The organism is Ruminococcus flavefaciens ATCC 19208 (assembly GCF_000518765.1).
Lineage (GTDB): Bacteria > Bacillota > Clostridia > Oscillospirales > Ruminococcaceae > Ruminococcus > Ruminococcus flavefaciens.
Map to the genome: position 1 here is coordinate 214,802 of NZ_JAEF01000007.1, position 21,945 is coordinate 236,746.

Consider the following 21,945-nt stretch of genomic DNA (forward strand, 5'->3'; position numbering starts at 1 on the left):
TCAAATTCAGTAAAAATAATTGTAATTATGTAAAACGTCTAAAAAAATGGTACGAAAGTACGTATACAATTGAATTATAAAAATACAATAAATAACACAAAGGCTCGCCAAGCGGCGAGCCTTCAACATAGAATTATCAGTTATTTTTTCTTTCACTTTCTTTTATTTATATATTCTGCTAAAGATATGATATTCTCTTTAGTAGTAGATAGATAAGCGTAATAGGCCATTATATTTGAAGCATCAACCGCATTTACCTGCCCATCGTTATTTACATCGGCTGATAATTTCTGAGCTTCGTTGTATCCTCCATCTTTATTCGTGGATATCATGGCATAATATGCAAGTACTGATGATGCATCTACAGCGTTTATTTGACCATCGTCATTTACATCTCCCAGATTATACTCAATTTGACTGCTTTGAAGTGTTGTTGTCGTTGTTTGATTAGTTGTTTGCGATGAAGTTGTTGTTAATGTGCCTATGGATACAAATTCTAAGCCATTTTTATCAGCATATTCTTTTGCTGTTGATTCGTTATAACCGTATATTTTGACTTTTGTGTCAGTTGCGAGATCTTCTATTTTGCATCTAGGATTTTTTATTGTTATTGAATTTAGATTACTACAACAAGAGAATGCCCAGGCTTTAATGCTTGTAACATTTTCTGGAATGATTATTGAATCAAGCTCTTCACAGAATATAAATGAACCTTCACCGATACTTTTTACTGTATTTGGAACTACAATATCTCCTTTGCAAGCGGTACCGTCAATCAAAGTATCGTTTAATACAACCATTCCATAAGCTTTTTTTAAGCTTTCAAGCCATTTGGTAGAACGAAATGCACAAGATCCGAGACTTGGAATATAATCATGGAAAATGACATTTGTCAGCTCGTAACACCCATCAAACGCACCTCTTTCAATAATAGTAACTGAATTTGGTATGTCAATCGATTTTATATTATCGCAATAAATGAAAGTGTCAGCTTCGATTTTCCTAATTGAATTTGATAGTTTAACATACTCTAATTCTCTACAACCAGCAAATGCATTTTTACCGATTTCTGTAACAGAATCAGGAATTTCTATTGATTTTAGATTTGTACAATGAGAGAAGGCATTTTCATGAATTTTTGTTACAGAATTTGGAATCTTAATTGATTTAAGTTGCGTATTACCATCAGGTCCATTATAAAGAAAAGCATCTACGCCTATTTCAGTAACAGATTCAGGAATCTGTATATCTCCGGAGCATTTAATACCAGAAATAAGTATTCCATTTATTATTACTAACGGATTTTCTTTTTCCTTTTCTATGAACCATTTTGTAGAATTAAATGCCTTTGAACCAATTGTTGTTACAGAATTAGGTATTATAATTGATTCAAGCATTGTGCACCCTTCAAAAGCTCTGTCACTAATCTCACTTACAGAATCGGGAATCTCAATTGATTCCAATTTTTTGCAATTTGCAAACGCACCTGCATCAATTTTTATAACAGTATTGGATATTTTTACGGAAGACAAATTTTGACAGTAACTGAAGTTATTACCAATACTTGTAATTCCATTTGATATTTCAATCCGATTTACCTTACCCGATTCTTTCCAAAGCATGCTGTTAAAATTCAAATTCCCTTCTCCATCGAAAGACAAAACGCCATTTGAATATAAAGTAAAAGTAATGTTTTCACCGCATTTACCAGTTACTTCAACCATTTTTTGGGGAGTTGTAATAGTAGTTGTGTAATTAGTAACTGAAGTAAAAGTTGATTGCTTTGTGGTAATGGATGTTGTGATATTAGTGCTTTCCAATGAACTAATAATTACGAAATCATTGCCATTCCTATTAGCAAATTCTTCTGCTGTTGAATTGGCGTAACCACATATAACTGTATTTGAATTATATTTTAAAGCGGTATTATTTATTGTGCATTTGGGATTATTAATAGTAATCATATTAAGATTTTTACATCTAAAAAATGCCTCATCTTCAATTATGTTAACGGAATTTGGTATTACAATAGATTGGAGATTATCACAATCCCGAAATGCTACTGGTTCAATTTCTTTAATAGAATTTGGTAATTCTATTGATAGAAGATTTCTACACTCGTTAAATAAACCATAACTAATTTTTGTAAGGGAATTAGGTAATACAATTGATTTTAAACTTTCACATTGGTGAAATGCAAATTCGCCTATTTCTGTAACAGAATCAGGAATTAAAATTGATTGTAGATTTTTACACTCCCAAAATGCATAGTCATCAATGCTGGTAATGCCATCTGAAATAACAACCTTTTTTATTTCATAATCAAATCCCCATGAATTATATACTTCTTTTTTTAATCCCCCTACACCATTAAAATATAATGTTCCATCAATATCAAGTTTAAATGATATATTCTCTCCACATTTGCCTGTGGTTACAGAACGTTGCGAGGTACTTGTAATTCCTTTTGTTGTTGTCAATGTAGTTCTAGTCGAAGTACAAAATGTAGTAGTGGTAGTGATATTTTTAGTAGTTGTTGTGGTGGTGGTTTGAGAGTCTATAGCTTCAAATGAACGATTATATTTTTTGGCATATTCTTCGGCCGTTGAACCACGTAGTCCCTTTATAAAATGGCTACTTATTGTTGTTTCTGAATCATAAATTTCACAGTTAGGATTTCTTATTGTAATAGAATCAAAATTCGTGGCACTATTCAATGCAAGAATACCTAACTTTTTAACATTATAAGGTATGTCAATAGATTTTATATTGATACAATTATAAAATGCTTCCGAATTAATAAAAGAAACATTAGATGGTATATTAATACTTTTTAAATTAGTACAATTGTAAAATATATTATTTTCAATACCTGTAAGCAAATTTGGAAGATTAACTGATGTTAAATTAATACAATTTGCAAAAGCACCACTCCCTATTTCTGTTACAGAATCTGGAATACTGATTGATGATAGGGATTTACATAATCTAAACGCTGAAGCATTTATTATAGTTATAGATGAAGGAATATTAATTTGAATGAGATTTGTGCAAGAGAAAAAAGCGCAATATCCAATATTTTGTATTCCATCCGGAAGAGAAACTGATATAAGACTATCACAGCTGGCAAATGCATATTTGCCAATACTTTTAAGTGAACTTGAAATAATTACTGATGTAACATTTGAATAACAGTAAAAAGAAAAATCTCCTATTTCTTCTATACCTTCCATTATTATTATTTTTTGGATTTTGGCTTTTTTATTATACCAAGGACAATTCTTATTATCAGATACATCCAGCTTACCGTTCCCACTTATGGTCAAAGTTCCAAAATCATCAATTTGATACTTTAAATCATTTTTTAATGTTCCACTTTCAGATAATTTAATTGTTGTAGTAGTTGTTGTTGTTTTAGGAGGGGGTGTGGTTGTTTGTGAATTGGAAGTTCCTTGTCCATCAATTGGGGAAAATTTGTAACCACATTCTGCAGCATACTCTTCTGCTGTTGAACCTTTATAACCATAAATTGTTCCTGTAAAAATACCCGAAGAATTACAAATAGTGTCTGAATCACCATATATCTGGCAATCCGGGTTATAAAAATATATTGATTTAAGCTTAGAACAATTTTTAAAAGAATTAGAACCTAATTTTTTAACATTTTTGGGAATAGAAACGGTTTCAATATTGGTATCTTGCAACGCTCCACCTAATACTGAATTAGTTTTTATTTCAATAACAGTATCAGGAATAATCAATTTAGTTATAGGAGCACCTTTTAATGCAGCACCTGAAATGTACTTAACAGGCTTATTATTTACATACGATTCCAATCCTTTAAATTCAGAACCTCGCATCATAGCTGTAGCAACTTTTTCGCTATAACCAATTGCTTCAACATAATTATCGTATACACGATACACAAATTCAGCATTGTCTGTAACATCTATGCTAGCAGATAAAGAAACCATCTTGGGTGGAAATATAGTTAATAAACTTATAAACATGATTATCGATGTAAAAACCGAGAACATTTTATTTTTTTTCATTATATTACCTCCTGTTGATTCATGAACTACAAAAAGAAGAAGTTTAGATTGCTTTATATACTAATTGTATCATTTTTGCAATATTACTTCAAGAATATTCTATGAATAAAACGCCATAAATAGATATTTGTAGTATTGTACAATCAGACAGTGCTGCAGTTGTACATTATGACATGTATAAAAGGCTATAATTTGTCAAATTATAGGCTTTTTATACTTATCGGAAAACCTATATCCAGAAACTAAAAACCGACAAATAAACATATTAAAAATCCGGGGCATCAGCCCCGGAAAGATATATTTCTTATGCTGTAAAATGCTCTTTAATTTAGCATAAATTCATAAAATAACAATTGTATTCCTGTTGGGAATATGATATAATTAAATAAATATAACCTCACTGTTTGTGAGCTTACGGAGGAATACAATGATAACAGGCGTCATTAAGAATAAAATCGACAAGATATGGACTGATATTTGGGCAGGCGGCATCACAAATCCGCTTACTGTAATAGAACAGCTCACATACCTCATGTTCATCCGCTCACTTGATGAGAAGGAGCTTGAGAACGAGGAATTTGCCAACATGACAGGTGAGACTGCTGACCTCATATTCCCACAGTCTGAGATAGGACAGGCTATGCGCTGGAGCAAGTTCAAGAACAGAGACTCCCGTGAGATCTTCGACCTCATTTCCCAGAGAGTATTTCCGGCGGTAAAAAAGATGAAATACGGCAAGCTCCCTGACTTCAACGACAAGGGCGAGCTTATTGAGATAGCTGACCGCGCTGACGCGGAGCAGGTTCAGACCGCTTTCTCACGCTATATGGACAGTGCTGTGTTCGTTATACCCAATCCGCAGGTGCTACAGAAGATAATCACAGGTCTGGACGACCTATACGAACATGATATCGCCGACCTCGATATGCAGGGCGACCTCTACGAGTATATGCTTGGCAAGCTCAGCACAGCAGGTCAGAACGGCCAGTTCCGTACTCCAAAGCATATCCGTGAGATGATGGTGGAGCTGGTTGCGCCGACTCCCGATGACCTTATATGCGATCCTGCCTGCGGTACTGCCGGATTCCTCGTTTCTGCGGCTGAGTATATCCGCAGGCACTATGAGGACACTATGACCGACGAGCAGTGGGAGAACTTCTCCAACAGGACCTTCACAGGCTATGACACCGATCACACTATGCTCCGTATATCTGCTATGAACCTCATGCTGCACTCAATAACCAATCCAGATATCGACTACAAGGACAGCGTTTCCAAGCAGAACAACGTCAGCGGCAAATATACCGTATGCCTTGCAAATCCGCCTTTCAAGGGCACTGTTGACGCCGAGAGCATCAATGATAACCTCAAAGCTGTCACCAACACCAAAAAGACGGAGCTTCTCTTCCTTGCGCTGTTTCTGCGCCTGCTCCAGAAGGGCGGACGCTGTGCGTGTATCGTTCCCGACGGCGTGCTTTTCGGCTCGTCAAAGGCTCACAAGGCTATCCGTCAGGAGCTTATCGAGAATCATCAGCTCAAGGCCGTTATCTCCATGCCCAGCGGCGTATTCAAGCCCTATGCAGGAGTTTCCACGGCTGTGCTTGTATTTGTCAAGACTGACGCAGGCGGAACGGATAACGTGTGGTTCTATGATATGAAGGCGGACGGCTTCTCCCTCGATGACAAGCGTTCGGAGATAGCCGAGAACGATATTCCCGATATTATTTCCCGTTTCCATAACCCTGACGGTGAAAAGGACAGGGAGCGCACTGAGCAGAGCTTTTTCGTGTCTAAGCAGGAGATAGTTGACAACGACTACGACCTGTCCATAAACAAGTACAAGAAGACCGAATATGTGGCGGTGGAGTACCCTCCCACGGGCGAGATAATGGCAGACCTTGACGGCTTATATAAGGAGCTTGGCGGCTTGCTTGAGGAGTTGGGAGGAGCGCTGAATGGCTAAGTTAGGAAAAGTATGTGATGTTAGAGACGGAACGCATGATTCGCCAAAATACGTCGATAATGGTTTTCCTTTAATCACATCTAAAAATCTATCATCAGGTTCAATTGACTTTTCAGACGTAAATTACATATCAGAAGAAGATTATACTAAAATAAACCAGCGCTCTAAAGTTGATATCGGCGATATTATAATGCCGATGATAGGTACTATTGGAAACCCAGTTATTGTTGATATTGAACCAGTATTTGCGATAAAAAATGTATCACTAATAAAATTTATAAATGAAGAAGTATATAATAGATACATTTTATATGTGCTTGATAGTGATTATTTCAAAAGATATATTGATGATAAAAATAGAGGTGGAACACAGAAATTTATTTCTCTAAACGATATAAGAGAATTTGATTTTGTATTGCCTGATTTATTAACCCAGCGAAAAATCGCCTCCAACCTCGACAAAGTGACACACACCATTGACCTCTGCAACGCTATCCTTGAAAAGCTTGATATGCTCGTCAAATCACGGTTTGTGGAGATGTTTGGGGATATGAGCCTTAATTCGAACAGATGGAAGCAAACTTCCTTGGGAGATGCTTGTGATGTTAGAGACGGCACCCACGATTCGCCAAAATACTATTTAGAAGGATATCCATTGGTAACATCAAAAAATCTTACCGATGGTGAAATTGATTTTACAGATTGTAGTTTGATTACTGAAGAAGACTATCGAAAAATAAACCAGCGCTCAAAAGTAGACATAGGGGATATTTTGATGCCAATGATTGGCACAGTTGGAAATCCAGTAATCGTGAATGTTAAGGCGGAATTTGCTATAAAAAATGTTGCCCTTATAAAGTTTAGAGAAGAATCCCCTGTCATCAACATTTTTGTGAAGGCACTGTTGGAATCCGATTATTTTGATAGAGCTGTATTAAGCAAAGTGAGAGGTGGAACGCAGAAGTTTATTTCGCTTGGAGACATCCGAAAACTTGAATTCAGCTTACCACCAATCGAGTTACAAAATCAATTCGCTGCCTTTGTAGAACAGACCGACAAATCTAAATCAGTCGTAAAAAAGTTGCTTGAAAAGGCTGAAATGCTCAAAAAAGCACTGATGCAGGAGTATTTTGTATAAAGGAGAATTTATGATTAATCAAGGAAAAGACAAGCTATATGATGATTTTTTAAAGGAGCCTACAAAAGATAATTTTCGTATTTTCTTACAGAATACATTAGGTGAAATGGACGAAGTCGATTTTAAAGAAAAATGGATAGAAAAAGGTCATCTTGCAAAAACCCTTCTTGCAATGGCGAATTCTCGCGGCGGTATAATTGTTGTAGGTGTAAAAGAAGAAAAAGACGGTAAATTAACAGCTAAGGGACTTGAAGAATTCAAGGATAAGGCAGTTATCAATAATGAAATATCTAAATATATACCTCCTGAACTTGATTATGTAATTTACGATTTTAGTTATGATACGTCTGAATATGAGGCTGTAAAAGGGAAAAAATTCCAATTACTATTTGTTCATGATACACCTGAAAGATTACCATTTATATCTAGAAATGAAACAGATAACTTAGTTAAAGATACAATATATATTCGCCGTGGTACAAAATGTGAAAAGGCATCAGCATCTGAAATAGAAATGCTTTTAGATGCCAAAATAGAGACTATATTTAAGGGCGATTCTGATTTATCATTAAATCAGCATCTCGAACAATTAAAAATTCTTTATAATGAACTCCCTCAAAAAATAAAGGTTCTTGTAAGAAAAGGAATAAAATATCAAGATATTGTAAATCCATTTTCTAGCGTACTTCAAGCCCTTAAAGAATACAAATTAAATCTGGGAATACTTAATGAGTATGAAGAAACAAATAATCCTGATTATCCAGAAGAAAGCTATGAAGCTTTTATAAATCGTATGATTAAACTAAAGAAACTGAAGATTGAAAAGTATCTTGACTTAAAGTAAAATATGTCTTGAATTTAGTCTATTTAAGGAGTGTGAACCTATGACCAACTGTGGATTTCTCAGCGCTATAACTGAACATGTCCTGTTTACACAGCTGATATTGAAGCATAAACCTTATAGATTCCATTTTGTGTACTAATACGTATATTATGGAGGAATAACAATGCCTACTACCAGAAAAACAAAAGAAGATAAGCCAGTACTTGCTATTTGCTATGATTTTGATAAAACTCTATCTCCTGATGATATGCAGGCACAAGGTTACATACAGTCAGTTTACGATGGAGATATTAAATCATTTTGGGAAGAATCAAATAAGATGGCGGAAGATAATGAAATGGATACCAATCTTGCCTATATGTATAAAATGGTAAGAAAGGCACGCGGACGTATTGTACTCACTCAAAAGAGCTTGCGAGAATATGGTGAAAAAGTGCAATTGTTCCCTGGAGTTGAAGAATGGTTTGAACGAATTAGAGCTTATGGTGCTGATAAAGGTGTTATAGTAGAGCATTATATTATTTCTTCTGGATTAAAAGAGATGATAGAAGGAACCTCTGTTGCAAAAGCGGGGGCCTTTGAGAAAATATACGCCAGTTCTTTTATGTTTGATGATGATGATGTTCCGATATGGCCAGCACAGGTAATAAATTATACAAATAAAACGCAGTTCCTATTCAGGATTGAGAAAGGTGTTCTTGATGTCAATGATTCAGGTGTAAATGATTATTTCTCTCCTGAAGATCTTCGTTTGCCGTTCAGAAATATGGTATATATCGGCGACAGTGATACAGATATTCCATGTATGAAACTGGTAAACATTAATGGTGGACACTCAATAGGTGTATATAATAATGACACCCTTGACAAGACGAAGGTTTATAAAATGATTCATGATAAGCGTATTAAATACTTTGCTCCTGCTGATTATACTGAAAATTCAAAGCTTGATTCTTTAGTGAAAGCGATTATTGATCGCACAGCAGCAAACGAAGTACTCGAAAATATATATTTTGATTGTAAAAAAGAACGCGATCAGAATGATATAAGGAAAGCAAATAACGAAGAAAAGCGCAAAAGATTGGATTTGATTATTTCTTTATATGGTAGCTGCAATTTTAACACTACACATACAATCATTAGAAAACTCAGTAAAATAGAAGGATGGGAGCCTGACGAAATAGATATGCTTTGTGAGATTGCTTTGAATAATAATCAAGTTGGGTTCATAATTAATGACCATGATTTGAAAGCGTTCTACAAATCTTTGATTAGACAGCTACCTGAACCAACTGAATATTCTAGGAAAATCGAAAAATGTTTTGAATAAAAATGGAGAATGGATATGAGAGGTTTATTCTGGAATACTCATAATAATTTAAACATTAATTTCGTTTTATCTGAGCTTATAGATGAAAATAATATTAATCTTGTTGCTTTAGTTGAATATCAAGCAAATATTGATGAACTATTAACCATGCTTTCGCTTAAGAATATAATGATGCAAAAATATTGTACTATTGGTTGTAATAGAATAATCATAATTGGAGATATGCCTAATGTTACTCCAGGTTTACAAGATGAAAGATACTCAATTCAATTTATTAACAATAAATATATTTTGTGTTGCGTACATTTACCAAGTCAAATTTATTCTGCTGGTGAGGGAGCAAGAAATATTAAAATTCAAAAGATAATCAATGACATTGAAAAAGCAGAGATATCAAATGATACAGATAATACAATTATTGTTGGTGATTTTAATATAAACCCTTTTGATTACGAATGTATTGCTGCAAATCTATTTCACAGCCTTCCATACTATGAAATTGTAAGAAAAAAAGCAAGAACTGTTGAGAACGAAAGCTTTAAAATGTTTTATAATCCAATGTGGAAGTTCTTTGGTGATGATAATAAACCTGGAGGAACTCATTTTTATAGTGGAAGCAGAATTGACAATATTTTTTGGCACATTTTTGATCAAGTCATGATTCGTCCTAGCTTAAGGGAATTCTTTATTGATGAAAGTTTAAAAATAATTACTGAAACAAATAATCGGCAGTTAATTGATAAAAATGGTCATCCAGATAAAACAAATATTAGCGATCATTTACCTATAGTATATGAAATAAAGGAGGATTAATTATGGAAAAATTAGATTTTAGTGGAGTATTAGATTTTAATGATGTTGATTTGACTGATCCCAATATTGTTGTTCAAGGAATATTATCACAAATTAAGGATGCAACTGGGAATATTATAACCGGTAACATAGAACCATATAGTGGACATATTTTTCCATCTAATAATTTATCCCTAGCGATTGGAACAGTTGATATCCAAAAGGCGCTTGGAAAACAAGGAGAGGAAAAAAACAAGTATGAAGTATATTTATCTACTCCAGTTTTTGATCAGTACAAGTATAGAATTTGTTTTATTCAATTTGGTGTAGCTAAATATCCAGTTACAGTTGTACTTGAAAAAAGTATTGCAACAGAGTTAAAAAAAATCATGCTTGGCAGTGATTACATATTTAAATGTGATAATCGTACTGAGCTTGAAGAATTAATGTATTCGGTTATAAAATCTGAAAAAGTAATTGAAGTAATGCAAGAATTAATAAAAGTATATCAAATTCATAGGAAAGATATAGAATAAAATATAAACAAAAAAGGAGAGAAAAGCACATGTCCAATTTCGGGTTCTTAGCAGAAATAACTGAATATACAATGTTTTCGACGGCTGCCATAGAAGCTGAAAAGGTCTATGCCTCCTCTCCTGCCATGTGTGCGGTAGGCTGCCGCAAGGCTCTGGAGCTTGCTGTGAAATGGGTGTATTCCGCAGACAAGACCATAGATATGCCCTATAAGGACAACCTCCAGTCCCTGATACATGAGCCGACTTTCCGCTTTGCACTCGACGATAAGACATGGGGAAAGCTGCCTTTCATTATCCGTCTGGGCAATCTGGCAGTTCATACGGAAAGAGCAGTCAATAAGTCCGACGCTCTGCTTGCTCTGGAAAGCCTGTTCGAGTTCATCGAGTGGGTGGACTACTGCTACGGTGCGGACTATGTGGAGCGGCATTTTGATACCGCCCTTATCCCCGATGAAAAGGTCTCAGTTGACGCCAAGAAGATTAAGGAGCAGGAGTCACTCATCGAGCAGAAGGACAGTGAAATTAAGGCTTTGCAGGCTAAAATCGCCGCAATGTCCGCAACTCTCACAGCTGAAAAGGAGTCAAAACAGCAGCAGCGCAGCTTCAAGCCTGCCGACCTGTCAGAGTTCAAGACACGCAAGATATATATCGACGTGGACCTGAAGTTCATGGGCTGGAAGTTCGGCGGTACTGATTCCGATGTGTGGGAGGAGTACGAAGTCAACGATATGAACGGCGTTTTCGGTCAGAAAGGCTATGCGGACTATGTTCTCTTTGGCAGGGACGGTCTGCCTCTTGCTGTTATCGAAGCCAAACGTTCAAGCAAGGATCCCAATATCGGAAGAAAGCAGGCTGTCCTGTATGCAGACTGTCTGGAGCGCAAGTTCGGACGCAGACCCATGATGTTCACTACCAACGGCTTCGAGACTTATTTCTGGGACGATATGTCCTCTCCTCAGCGTAAAGTCAGTGGTTTCTTTACAAAGTCCGACCTTGAAAAGCTGATGAACCGCAGAGATATGCGGAAGAAGCTGAATACTATCCCTATTGATGATAAGATAACCGACCGCTACTATCAGAAGGAAGCTATCCGTGCTGTGTGCGACCACATCGAGGAGGGCTTCCGCAAGGCTCTGCTTGTAATGGCTACCGGAACAGGAAAGACCAGAACTGCATCAAGCCTGACCGATGTTCTCAGCCGCGGCGGTTACGTTACGAATATACTGTTTCTCGCCGACAGAACTGCACTGGTCAAGCAGGCAAAAGACGATTTCAAAAACTATTTGCCTGATATGTCGCTATGTAACCTGTGCAGCAATAAGGACGACAGGAACGCACGTATCGTGTTCTCGACTTATCCCACGATACTTAACTCCATAGACAATACCAAGACCAAGGACGGAGTACCGCTGTTTTCACCTGCACATTTCGACCTTATAATCACAGACGAGAGTCACAGAAGCATCTTCAAAAAGTACCGTGCCATATTCGAGTATTTCGACGCTATAATGGTGGGACTTACTGCAACTCCAAAAATGGACGTTGACAGGAATACATATGACTTCTTTGAAGTCGAGAACGGTGTGCCTACCTATGCATATGACTACGAAACGGCAGTTTATACCGATCATGTTCTTGTGCCATACTATAACTATGAAGTCAAGACCAAGTTCCTTGAGGAAGGCATAACATACGATGACCTTTCTCCCGAGGATAAGGAACGATATGAGGACGACTTTGCTGAGGACGGATATGTTCCTGATTTTATCCCGTCTGCTCAGCTGAATAAGTTTGTATTCAATGAAAAGACAGTGGATACTGTATTGCAGGATCTCATGGAGCGAGGAATCAAGGTCGAGGGCGGTGACAGGCTTGGCAAGACAATCATTTTCGCTCAGAATAAAGACCATGCCGAATATATCGTTCAGCGCTTCAATAAGCTCTATCCGAAGTATAACGGCAAGTTTACTCATCGCGTGACCTGTGATGATACCTACGCCCAGACTATAATAGACGACTTCAAGCAGAAGGATATGCCTGTTATCGCTGTATCAGTAGATATGATGGATACAGGTATAGATGTCCCTGAATGCGTTAACCTCGTATTCTTCAAAAAAGTACGCTCAAAGACTAAGTTCTGGCAGATGATAGGCAGAGGTACACGCCTCTGCAAAGGGCTGTCATGCATTGACGGTATAGACGGAGAGTATACAGATAAGTGCCGCTTTCTCATATTCGACTACTGCGGAAACTTTGAATACTTCAGAGAGCATATAAACGACTATGACATAGGCGAGACCAAATCTCTGACCGAGAATATCTTTTGTAAGCAGGTACGGCTTATACATAGCCTGCAGGAGAGCGCATTCTCAGCCAAGGAATTTCAGGACTTCCGTACTGAGCTTGTGAATACCTGCTATATAGGTATATGCAGCCTTTCAGATGACCTGGTATCAGTTCGCCTGCAGAAGCAGTATGTAGAGAAGTTCAGGAACAAGGAAAGCTTTAATGACTTATCAGAGATGGATAAGTATGAGCTTACAAAGTTTATAGCTTCTCTTATAACATCAAATGATACAGATGAATATGCCAAGCGCTTTGATAACTTCATGTATGGATTTATGCTTGCTCATATGGATCAGATGCCTACACTGAAATACATGAAGAGCCAGCTGATCTTAACAGCTGAACTCCTTGAGAGTAAGTCAGCTATACCTCAGATCCAGCAGAAGATAACTCTTATAAAGGATATTCAGAATGATTCCTTCTGGGATAATGTAAGTATACTTACTATGGAAATGATACGTAAGGAACTTCGAGACCTTATGCAGTTCATTCACGACGGACATAATCCGAAGCCTAAGATATTCACAATTCTCTATGATCCAGTTATATCAAACCAGGAAGGACAGGCTCTCGGACCTGCGTATGATTTTGCAGATTACCGCAAAAAGGTCAACCGCTATATTGAAGAGCATAAGGATGATACTGTTATCTACAAGCTTAATCATAACCAACCGCTTTTGAAGGCAGATTATGAAGAACTTGAAAGGATCCTTACACAGGAGCTCGGCGACAGTGATGACTATAAGCGTGAATACGGTGATACGCCTTTTGGTCTGCTTGTGCGTAAGATAGCAAAGCTTGATCATGATAGCGCAATGGCTGCATTTTCGGCGTTTATCAACGATGAATCGCTTAATCAGAAGCAGATAGAGTTTATATTGAAGATAATTAACCATATCGAAAACAATGGCTATATCGAAGATGTAAAGATCCTGATGAAACCTCCGTTTGATAAACCGTATAGCTTCATAAAGATGTTTGATCCTAAAACAAGAACAGCTCTCTTACAAACTATAGAAAGCATAAAGAACAATGCATTGAACGTATTGGTTTGATAAGATAAGTCTAAAAATATATGAGCCGGGGCTTAATGCCCCGGACTTTATATATGCTTTATAATACACTGCATAAGCAAGCGATAGAAAGGAATATAGGCACAGATAATGGAACAGAGAGAAATGATCGATAGAGACACCTATAAGAAGATTAAGAAGATGAACCGAGAAGAGCTTACAAAGTTCATTCTTCAATATGGCGATGAACTGCTCGGAGAACAAGGCAAAACCATTGATCTCCCGGCTCTTGAGACAGAACTCAGCAAGATCAAAGGTATCGGTGGTAAGCGCCTTGATGAGATAATGACTGTTGTCGAGAAATTTTTGGATGTGTAAGATTATGAAAAGACGAAAAAGAGAATTACTCCCTCAAACCGAACAGTTAAAGCACGATCCTATTGAAGATAATGAATATTTCCGTACTATTATAGACCGAGTAAGAATAGAAGCTGAATCTTTAGTAGAACCAGATATCAGGCTTGGTAGATCTTTGATTGTTGATATGGAGATAAAACGAATATTAAAGGAAAAACATAATATTGATTGGAAAACACCTGAAGAAATGAATCCTAATTGGGATTTGTTATAGTTCATAGAACACTCAGTACGGCGATGAGTTGTTCGACAATCTTGAAAGACGAAGGAGGATTTTATGAGTGATACAATCCGTAAAACTGTGTCTGAACAAACAATTCCCTGTATATGTGGGAAGGGAAAAATAATACACAGAAAAGTAGAAGTTTTTAATCCGAGCTCAACGTGGGGAACATATGACGATGAGTATATAGTTAACTGTACCGATTGTAAAGAAAATGGCTACATCATTACTTTTGACCGTGAATCTCATGAACGGTTTCTTATGAAAAAAGTCATGAAGATTGATATATAATAATTCGGATTTACATTAGTAATTAACTTTGATGTTTTCTTTTTTATGATTACAGCCCCATCACGGGCGGTTTTATTTTATCTTGACTTTTCAAATCTTATATGATATACTAATAGTAGAACATATATTCTGTTTACGCTTTGAGGTGAGTTACATGTGTATGTCTCTGAGAATAGAACCAAAGGAAATGGCTGAGGTACTCATAAAAGTACGAAAAATGGCTTTAGCTCAGGAGATGTCGGTTAAGCTCGGTAAGAGCCTATCCATGTCAGGAGACTTGTATCCATCAGATATAGCACCTGTTCTCGCACCGAACAAACATGGGAAAATGGCTATATTTCCTATGGCATGGGGATTTACACATAGATCTACTCCAAAGCCTCTTGCAAACTGCCGCATCGAGACTGCTGACAGCAAGCCTTTGTGGCGGGACTCCTGGTACAGGAGAAGGTGTGTTATCCCTGCTTCGTGGTATTATGAGTGGGGATATCCTGTATATGAGGACGATAGCCGTAACATGATTGAGCATCGCAATACTAAGAAGGTCAAATTCGCCATACAGACCGAAGGCTCAGACATTACATATATCGCAGGACTTTATCGTTATGAGGATCATGACGATATGCAGGTGCCCAGGTTCTCTATTCTTACACGAGAAGCAGCAGGTCCTGTCCGGGATATCCATGACCGTATGCCACTTATACTGGATAAAGATAAACTGATAGACTGGATACGACCTAACGGAGATCCAAGTGCCTTAGTTGAAAAATCACTGTCAAATATGATATTTGAGAGAGCTATTGAGTATCCACGTTTTCCGCCTGAGACCATCATAGCATAAGATTAACAATATGAATTTGATAAAAAGTAATGTATATTGTATATCACACAATAAAATCTGATTGATATTTTGTACAATGAGGGGGGCGGCTTCTTGTAACAAATAACAAAAGCTTTGAATATTGGCGATAATTAACAAAATATAGCATATTATGTTGAACCTCCGTGATATAATTTAATTGATACAACAGAGTATCATTATACAACAAACAGTAGTTTTGAAAACAAGGGGGATTATTATGAATATTAAGAAAACATTATCGATAATAATTGCGTTTATGATCTCATTTGTCGCTATACAGCCAATAAATAATTATTCAAATTATATGTCTGCTTCAGCTGAAGAAACAGTAAGTCCCACAAGCGTAACTGATGGAGTACTTAAATATTATATTTATTCAGATCATGCGGTATTGTATAGTTGCAACAAAGATGTAGAGGGTGAAATAATAATACCTAAAACTATGAAAAATGTTCCTGTTACTCATATAGATAAAGAAACTTTTATAAGGTGTTACAAGCTTTCATCAATAACAATACCGAATAGTGTTACAAGTATTGGCGAAAAAGCGTTTTTCGGCTGTCGGAATCTTAGATTAATAACACTTCCAGACAGCATTAAAAGTATTGGCGTTAACTCGTTTTCAAATACCGGTCTAAGGTCTATAGTAATTCCAGACAGCGTTACAAGTATCCAAGGTGGCACGTTTTTTTCCTGTTTGAATCTTCAATCAATAACAATATCGAATAGTGTTACAAGTATTGGCGACAAAGCATTTGGCTACTGTAGTGCTCTTACATCAATAACAATTCCGAGTAGCGTTACAAGTATTGGCAGCGGTGCTTTTGTAGGCTGTTCCGATCTTAAATCAATAATAATCCCAGATGGCGTTACAAGCATTGGTAGCGGTGCTTTTGATAGTTGTTCATCTCTTGAATCAATAACAATATCGGACAGCGTTACGAGTATTGGCGACAATATGTTCTGCGGCTGTTATGGCCTTGAGACAATAACACTTTCTAACAGCATTAAAAGTATTGGCAGTAACACATTTAAATGGTGTGAAAATCTTAAATCAATAACAATACCGAACAGCGTTTCAAGTATTGGTAGCAACGCGTTTGAACGGTGTCGAAGTCTTACATCAATAACAATACCAAACAACGTTACAAGTATTGGCAACAATGCATTTAGAGAGTGTACCGGTGTTACATCAATAACAATTGAAGACGGTGTTACAAATATAGGCAAAGAGGCATTTTACCAATGTTCTGCTCTTGCATCAATAACAATACCGAACAGCATTACAAGTATTGGAGAAAATGCGTTTGCACTGTGTTCCAGTCTTAAATCAATAACAATACCCAATGGCATGACAAGTATCGGCGAAAAAGCGTTTGCACTGTGTTCCTTTACATCAGTAACAATACCCGAAAGCGTCACAATTATTAGCAACGAAGCGTTTTTAGGCTGTCAAAGTCTTAAATCAATAACAATACCGAATAGTGTTACAAGTATTGGCGATAATGCGTTTAACGATTGTTCCAGTCTTACACAAGTAACAATCCCTGACAGCGTTACAAGTATTGGCAACGGTGCGTTTGGGGGGTGTATTAGTCTTACATCAATAATAATAATGAATAAGGATTGCGATATATCTGTTTCACCGCCAACGATTTATAATAAATATATAGTAATTAATAATAATATAAAATATGAGTTTTCAGGAACTATTTATGGACACAAAGGCTCTACAGCAGAACAATATGCACTATCTTACGATTATAAATTTGAAGAGTTACCTGGGACAACCACAACATCAAACACTTCTACTACAACCTCAACAACAACTACCACCACAATCACAACTACTACAAAATCTGCTGAAGAAGAAGCTATAGCATGGATATCTAAAAATTGTACCTACGAAAAATACAGTGACCATGTAGAGATTGTAAGCTGTAATAATAAAGGCGTTACAGAAGGTGTAATTCCTACTAAAATTGAAGGACTACCAGTAATAAGTATCGGCAACAACGCATTTTATGGCTGTTTCAAGCTTGCATCATTAACAATACCGAACAGCGTTACAAGTATCGGCGGCGGTGCTTTTGAAGGCTGTTCCGATCTTAAATCAATAATAATCCCAGACAGCGTTACAAGCATCGGCAGTAGATCATTTAGAGATTGTAACAGTCTTATGTCAATAACAATATTGAATCCAGATTGCAAAATAGAGGACTATTCATCTACTATTTGTAATGGCTTTGATGATATATCTAAATCTTTCTATTTTGACGGTACAATTTACGGATATGAAGGTTCAACTGCTCAGGTATATGCTGAGAAATATGGTTATAGTTTTGAACCTGTTAAGAGTGAACCCAAATATCCTCTGGGCGATATAAACAACGATGGTCAGGTCAATGCAGTAGATGCTTCTTCAATTCTTGCTTACTACGCAAAGGTGTCCACTAATAAAGACGGAGGTTTATATGAAGCTCAGAAGTTAGCAGCTGATGTTGATAACGATGGTCAGGTCAATGCAGTAGATGCTTCGAATATCCTTGCGTACTATGCTTATGTTTCAACTACAAAAGAAGATGTAATCTCCTTGGAAGCATATATGAAAAAAGGCAAATAGATATAATAATGAGTCGGGCTTATGCCCGACTTATTATTGTAATTTGGCTGGTTTTGATATGTGATTACGGTTCTTACGCTAAACTGTTCATTATGATTGGTCAAAAGGCATCTCTTGATAAAATCAATGTTATAAAGTGTATCACCACATATGGGGATCAGTTACTCGGAGAACAAGGGAAAACAATTGATCTTCCTGCTCTTGAGACGGAACTGAGCAAGATCAAAGGTATTGGTGGTAAGCGCCTTGAGTAGATAATGGTTGTTATAGAGAAATTCTTAGAAGAATAGCTATATCCAAGTCTTATGGGACGGCTTTACGCCGTCCTTTTACAATCATCTTATTATATTCCGACCTGCATTAAATATGTAAGCTCTATTTTATGCTCCATCGCTCTCATACTGTTTCGGGTAAATTTCCATTGTTGTTCCGGACACATCATATTACTAATATGCCACACTTTTAAATTATATAGCTCTCACAAATTAATTTGTGAGAGCTAATATTTTCCTACAGTTTTAAGATTTTTTCTGCAAAGACAATATCCGTAAATTCAGCTTTTGTCCTCGAAAAATAGGTACAAAACAGGATCCTACTCCTGTTTCATTCACTTTAGTTTCTTAGCTTAATGACATTAGCAGCAAGGCCTCTTTCCTTTATTTATTGACAAAAGGAATGATAGTTTACATGAGAATATATATTTCAGACAGTATATGTTCCGCCAACCGGAAAGCTTTTGTCTTTGCCAAGGAGATAATTCTGCAACAGAACAAGGTCTGCGATACCAATCTCCTTGTCACCGTTCACATCAGCTGCTGCAAGCATATTTTTACCGCTGATGGTGTTTTTGTCAATAATTGCCTTTTTCATGAGTACGAAATCAAACACATCTACGCTGCCGTCACTGTTGAGATCACCGACATAACCGGAAGTTGTCACATCCTGTATGTCTTCCTTTTCGGTGTAGTAATAATCAGCCTCGGGGACGTCCTTGTTATATACACGGAAATAGTCCATAGAGCCGTTCATACCTGCGCCAATGAGATAAACATCATTCGTGCCGATAACATCAATCGACTCAGCAGAAAATTCTGCGGTTTCGGTTTTCAACTCATTGCCGTTATCGATCTTAAGAGTCGCCTTTCCGTCCGAAATAAGAACGCTGACAGTTATCCACTCTCCGAGTTTATATGCTTCATTGACCTTCACGCACTGATCTACGCCATAAAGTGCAACAGAGCCGTTTTCAGCTACAAGTGTTATTCCCTTATCCTCTGAGCCGAAACGGAAAAGTTCGCTCCTACTTTTGCTCCGAAGAAGGACAGCTGTCTGATATTCTGCAGTGTGAAGTGCAGTATAGGAACTGTCTGCAAGCAGATACTGCTCATCCGAACCCTCAAAGGTAAGCACTCCCTTGCCGGAGGTCATAGCCTTGCTCCATACCGGACTACCAATAGAAATACCGAATGTTGAGGTATACTCATCTGCTGCAATGTCAGTGCTGTCGGCAGCAAATTCCAGAGCCGCCATCTGGCCGTCAGTATAGGGGCGGTTCTGTGCATATTCATCGTAGCTCGTCCAGCCATACATGGAACCCTTTTGTATCGTTCTGCCGGAGTCATCATAGTAATCGCCGTCAGGCATTGCCTGCCCTGTTGCAGAGCCATTGCTCAGACAATATGCAACTCCCTTGACAGTCGCATTCCCGCTGACCGTGTACGTGTTAAAAACAAGACCACTTTCCAGAACTCTTGCATTGTCGGAGATGACTGCCGATCCCATTACACCGGCATTATCAGCTATTATAGCATTATCCTTAACAACTGCATTTTCTGCTACAACAGCGTGTCCTTTCACGACAGCATTGCCTGAGATCTTTGCATTTCCGCTGACTACAGCATAGCCGTCAATTATTGCATTGCCACTGACGGTTGAATATCCAAGCACCTTTGCATCAGCACCAACGTAAACAGATGGCTCGACCTTAGCTGTTGAAGCAACGAATCCTCCTCCGTTCGGATGACGCGAACCGTGTACAGCTGCAGCATCGTTCTGAGTCTGCTTTATGCCTGCACCCGTGATAATTGCTCCCCATGGATATCGTGTCTTGCTAAGAAACGGTGCATGAGCTTCATCAAATTCACCTGTTCCATACGCCCACGGAACACCTGTCTGCTGCCAGACTGAAATGTCAGGTGTAGCTGTGACGGTTAGATACGCCGCAGAGTCATTGCTGCCGAAATCCATATTCATAGTCTCTCCAGCTTTGAAAAGCTCAGAATAGCGTGTGGTACCGTCCTTCTGTTCAACTGCGATACAAGCCCGCCAGTCTGCGCCATTGGTCTTTGTCAGTCCTTCAAGAGTGACGGAAATACTGCTGCCCGTAACCTCGAGCGGTACGATGTTCACGCCGAACTGCTGAGGTGCACGTTCGGTCGGAACGGTATAATAGTCCTCCATGCCTGTGGTATTTTCAAGGATAGTAAATATCTCGCCCCAGTTCCACTCGCCTCGTGCAAGAAGCTCGTTCTGACGTGACTGATAGTCCTTCTTGTGAGCAAGGTCAAGTGTTGCAAGTCTCTTTGCATAATGACCGAGGGTGTCTTTCATATCTGCACCTGATATACGCTCTATCTCTATGTATGGATATTCATCACGCTTACCCTGCTGCATAAGGTCTCTGACGAAGCTGCTGCCATAGCCGGGAAGATCATCCGGGTTTTCGGTAATGTACTGCAAAAATGCCCATGAAGCGTAATTATCACGGCCAAGTATCGGCGTGAAGCAAAGATTCTTCATATAGGTCTCAAAGTAATCGGTTATGCCGTTCACATTCCCCCACTGACTACTGTAGTAATCGGAATAGAGAAACTGCTCACGATACCAGTTGGCAATTGCCTCCCACCACGAAGATACGTATTTATTTTCGTTCCAGCCGAGTTGATGAGCTGTTACGACATGGCCGAACTCATGTGGGAGCACCCATGAAGGATTAGGAGAGTTCTGCATAGCACCCACGCAGCAGAACATGAAAGCATAACCCTGATTGTCATATCCCATATAAGCCCAGTCATCCGGGAATGGCTTAAGGCCGGTACCGGATATGTAGAAATTGACCTTGTATCTGTTTCCGTCACGGAGAGCCAGATTTACCGACTGTGTAGGAGCTTCCATGGAAAGGTCGTTCATATAGACGTCCCAGCAGGCTTCAAGGTTTTTAGCATTTTCCTTGAGAAACTGTGTGGTTATCTTCGCTGAATCAGCTCCGTTTTTGCCCCAGATGAACTGGAAATGTTCTGATTCCCAGCGATTGACATCTTCGTTTGCACACCATATATCCCGCGTCATCAGAGCATCAGCTGCTCCGGCAGTTTCAATGCAAGCTGATAATGGTACTGTGCTTAATGAAAGCGCCGCCGCCAATACGGTCGCTGCTGTTTTTCTTGCTGATCTGAACATCAATGATCCCTCCGTTAGTATTACGGTATGCCTATTACCGTTTTTCCTCATGTCGG

At 38.0% G+C, this 21,945-nt stretch carries 14 protein-coding genes; 12 read left to right on the forward strand and 2 right to left on the reverse strand.

Annotated elements, in window-relative coordinates; all coding sequences use genetic code 11:
- Positions 1 to 152: 152 nt before the first annotated feature.
- Positions 153 to 4,052, reverse strand: coding sequence for a leucine-rich repeat protein (locus L870_RS0103170; protein ID WP_028516903.1), 3,900 nt, complete (start codon positions 4,050 to 4,052; stop codon positions 153 to 155).
- 427 nt (positions 4,053 to 4,479) lie between these two features.
- Between L870_RS0103170 and L870_RS0103175 the strand changes: the two genes are divergently transcribed.
- The 12 genes from L870_RS0103175 to L870_RS18300 all read left to right on the forward strand — a co-directional run bounded on the left by L870_RS0103175 (position 4,480) and on the right by L870_RS18300 (position 18,430).
- A complete protein-coding gene (locus tag L870_RS0103175) occupies positions 4,480 to 6,015 on the forward strand; it encodes a type I restriction-modification system subunit M (protein WP_028516904.1) in 1,536 nt (511 codons plus the stop codon).
- Complete coding sequence (locus L870_RS0103180; protein WP_028516905.1) at positions 6,008 to 7,153, forward strand: restriction endonuclease subunit S; 1,146 nt, start codon at positions 6,008 to 6,010, stop codon at positions 7,151 to 7,153. The genes L870_RS0103175 and L870_RS0103180 overlap by 8 nt, the downstream gene beginning before the upstream one ends.
- 10 nt (positions 7,154 to 7,163) lie before the next feature.
- Complete coding sequence (locus L870_RS0103185) at positions 7,164 to 7,997, forward strand: AlbA family DNA-binding domain-containing protein (protein WP_037270985.1); 834 nt, start codon at positions 7,164 to 7,166, stop codon at positions 7,995 to 7,997.
- Between the two features lie 163 nt (positions 7,998 to 8,160).
- Entirely contained in the window at positions 8,161 to 9,327 is a 1,167-nt protein-coding gene (locus L870_RS0103190; RefSeq protein WP_028516907.1) for an HAD family hydrolase, read from the forward strand.
- A gap of 15 nt (positions 9,328 to 9,342) precedes the next feature.
- Positions 9,343 to 10,140, forward strand: a complete 798-nt coding sequence (locus L870_RS0103195; RefSeq protein ID WP_028516908.1) for an exonuclease/endonuclease/phosphatase family protein — start codon at positions 9,343 to 9,345, stop codon at positions 10,138 to 10,140.
- Between the two features lie 2 nt (positions 10,141 to 10,142).
- Positions 10,143 to 10,655, forward strand: coding sequence for a hypothetical protein (locus tag L870_RS0103200; protein ID WP_051411378.1), 513 nt, complete (start codon positions 10,143 to 10,145; stop codon positions 10,653 to 10,655).
- Positions 10,656 to 10,684: 29 nt separating this feature from the next.
- Positions 10,685 to 14,056, forward strand: coding sequence for a DEAD/DEAH box helicase family protein (locus L870_RS0103205; protein WP_028516910.1), 3,372 nt, complete (start codon positions 10,685 to 10,687; stop codon positions 14,054 to 14,056).
- 123 nt (positions 14,057 to 14,179) lie between these two features.
- Positions 14,180 to 14,392, forward strand: a complete 213-nt coding sequence (locus L870_RS0103210; RefSeq protein WP_242836476.1) for a hypothetical protein — start codon at positions 14,180 to 14,182, stop codon at positions 14,390 to 14,392.
- A 4-nt stretch (positions 14,393 to 14,396) separates the two neighbouring features.
- Positions 14,397 to 14,645 (forward strand): hypothetical protein, encoded by a 249-nt coding sequence (locus tag L870_RS0103215; RefSeq protein WP_028516912.1) that lies wholly within the window; start codon positions 14,397 to 14,399, stop codon positions 14,643 to 14,645.
- Between the two features lie 63 nt (positions 14,646 to 14,708).
- Positions 14,709 to 14,945, forward strand: coding sequence for a hypothetical protein (locus L870_RS0103220; RefSeq protein ID WP_028516913.1), 237 nt, complete (start codon positions 14,709 to 14,711; stop codon positions 14,943 to 14,945).
- A 160-nt stretch (positions 14,946 to 15,105) separates the two neighbouring features.
- Positions 15,106 to 15,786 (forward strand): SOS response-associated peptidase, encoded by a 681-nt coding sequence (locus L870_RS0103225; protein ID WP_242836477.1) that lies wholly within the window; start codon positions 15,106 to 15,108, stop codon positions 15,784 to 15,786.
- Positions 15,787 to 16,024: 238 nt separating this feature from the next.
- Positions 16,025 to 18,430, forward strand: a complete 2,406-nt coding sequence (locus tag L870_RS18300; protein WP_051411380.1) for a leucine-rich repeat protein — start codon at positions 16,025 to 16,027, stop codon at positions 18,428 to 18,430.
- A gap of 702 nt (positions 18,431 to 19,132) precedes the next feature.
- On the opposite strand, the gene L870_RS18305 is transcribed toward L870_RS18300, so the two are convergent.
- Positions 19,133 to 21,889 (reverse strand): DUF6055 domain-containing protein, encoded by a 2,757-nt coding sequence (locus L870_RS18305; protein ID WP_051411382.1) that lies wholly within the window; start codon positions 21,887 to 21,889, stop codon positions 19,133 to 19,135.
- Positions 21,890 to 21,945: the final 56 nt, after the last annotated feature.

Coding starts and splice junctions, on each gene's coding strand:
- L870_RS0103170 (WP_028516903.1), bottom strand. CDS start 4,052: ATGAAAAAAAATAAAATGTTCTCGGTTTTTACATCGATAATCATGTTT.
- L870_RS0103175 (WP_028516904.1), top strand. CDS start 4,480: ATGATAACAGGCGTCATTAAGAATAAAATCGACAAGATATGGACTGAT.
- L870_RS0103180 (WP_028516905.1), top strand. CDS start 6,008: ATGGCTAAGTTAGGAAAAGTATGTGATGTTAGAGACGGAACGCATGAT.
- L870_RS0103185 (WP_037270985.1), top strand. CDS start 7,164: ATGATTAATCAAGGAAAAGACAAGCTATATGATGATTTTTTAAAGGAG.
- L870_RS0103190 (WP_028516907.1), top strand. CDS start 8,161: ATGCCTACTACCAGAAAAACAAAAGAAGATAAGCCAGTACTTGCTATT.
- L870_RS0103195 (WP_028516908.1), top strand. CDS start 9,343: ATGAGAGGTTTATTCTGGAATACTCATAATAATTTAAACATTAATTTC.
- L870_RS0103200 (WP_051411378.1), top strand. CDS start 10,143: ATGGAAAAATTAGATTTTAGTGGAGTATTAGATTTTAATGATGTTGAT.
- L870_RS0103205 (WP_028516910.1), top strand. CDS start 10,685: ATGTCCAATTTCGGGTTCTTAGCAGAAATAACTGAATATACAATGTTT.
- L870_RS0103210 (WP_242836476.1), top strand. CDS start 14,180: ATGATCGATAGAGACACCTATAAGAAGATTAAGAAGATGAACCGAGAA.
- L870_RS0103215 (WP_028516912.1), top strand. CDS start 14,397: ATGAAAAGACGAAAAAGAGAATTACTCCCTCAAACCGAACAGTTAAAG.
- L870_RS0103220 (WP_028516913.1), top strand. CDS start 14,709: ATGAGTGATACAATCCGTAAAACTGTGTCTGAACAAACAATTCCCTGT.
- L870_RS0103225 (WP_242836477.1), top strand. CDS start 15,106: ATGTCTCTGAGAATAGAACCAAAGGAAATGGCTGAGGTACTCATAAAA.
- L870_RS18300 (WP_051411380.1), top strand. CDS start 16,025: ATGAATATTAAGAAAACATTATCGATAATAATTGCGTTTATGATCTCA.
- L870_RS18305 (WP_051411382.1), bottom strand. CDS start 21,889: ATGTTCAGATCAGCAAGAAAAACAGCAGCGACCGTATTGGCGGCGGCG.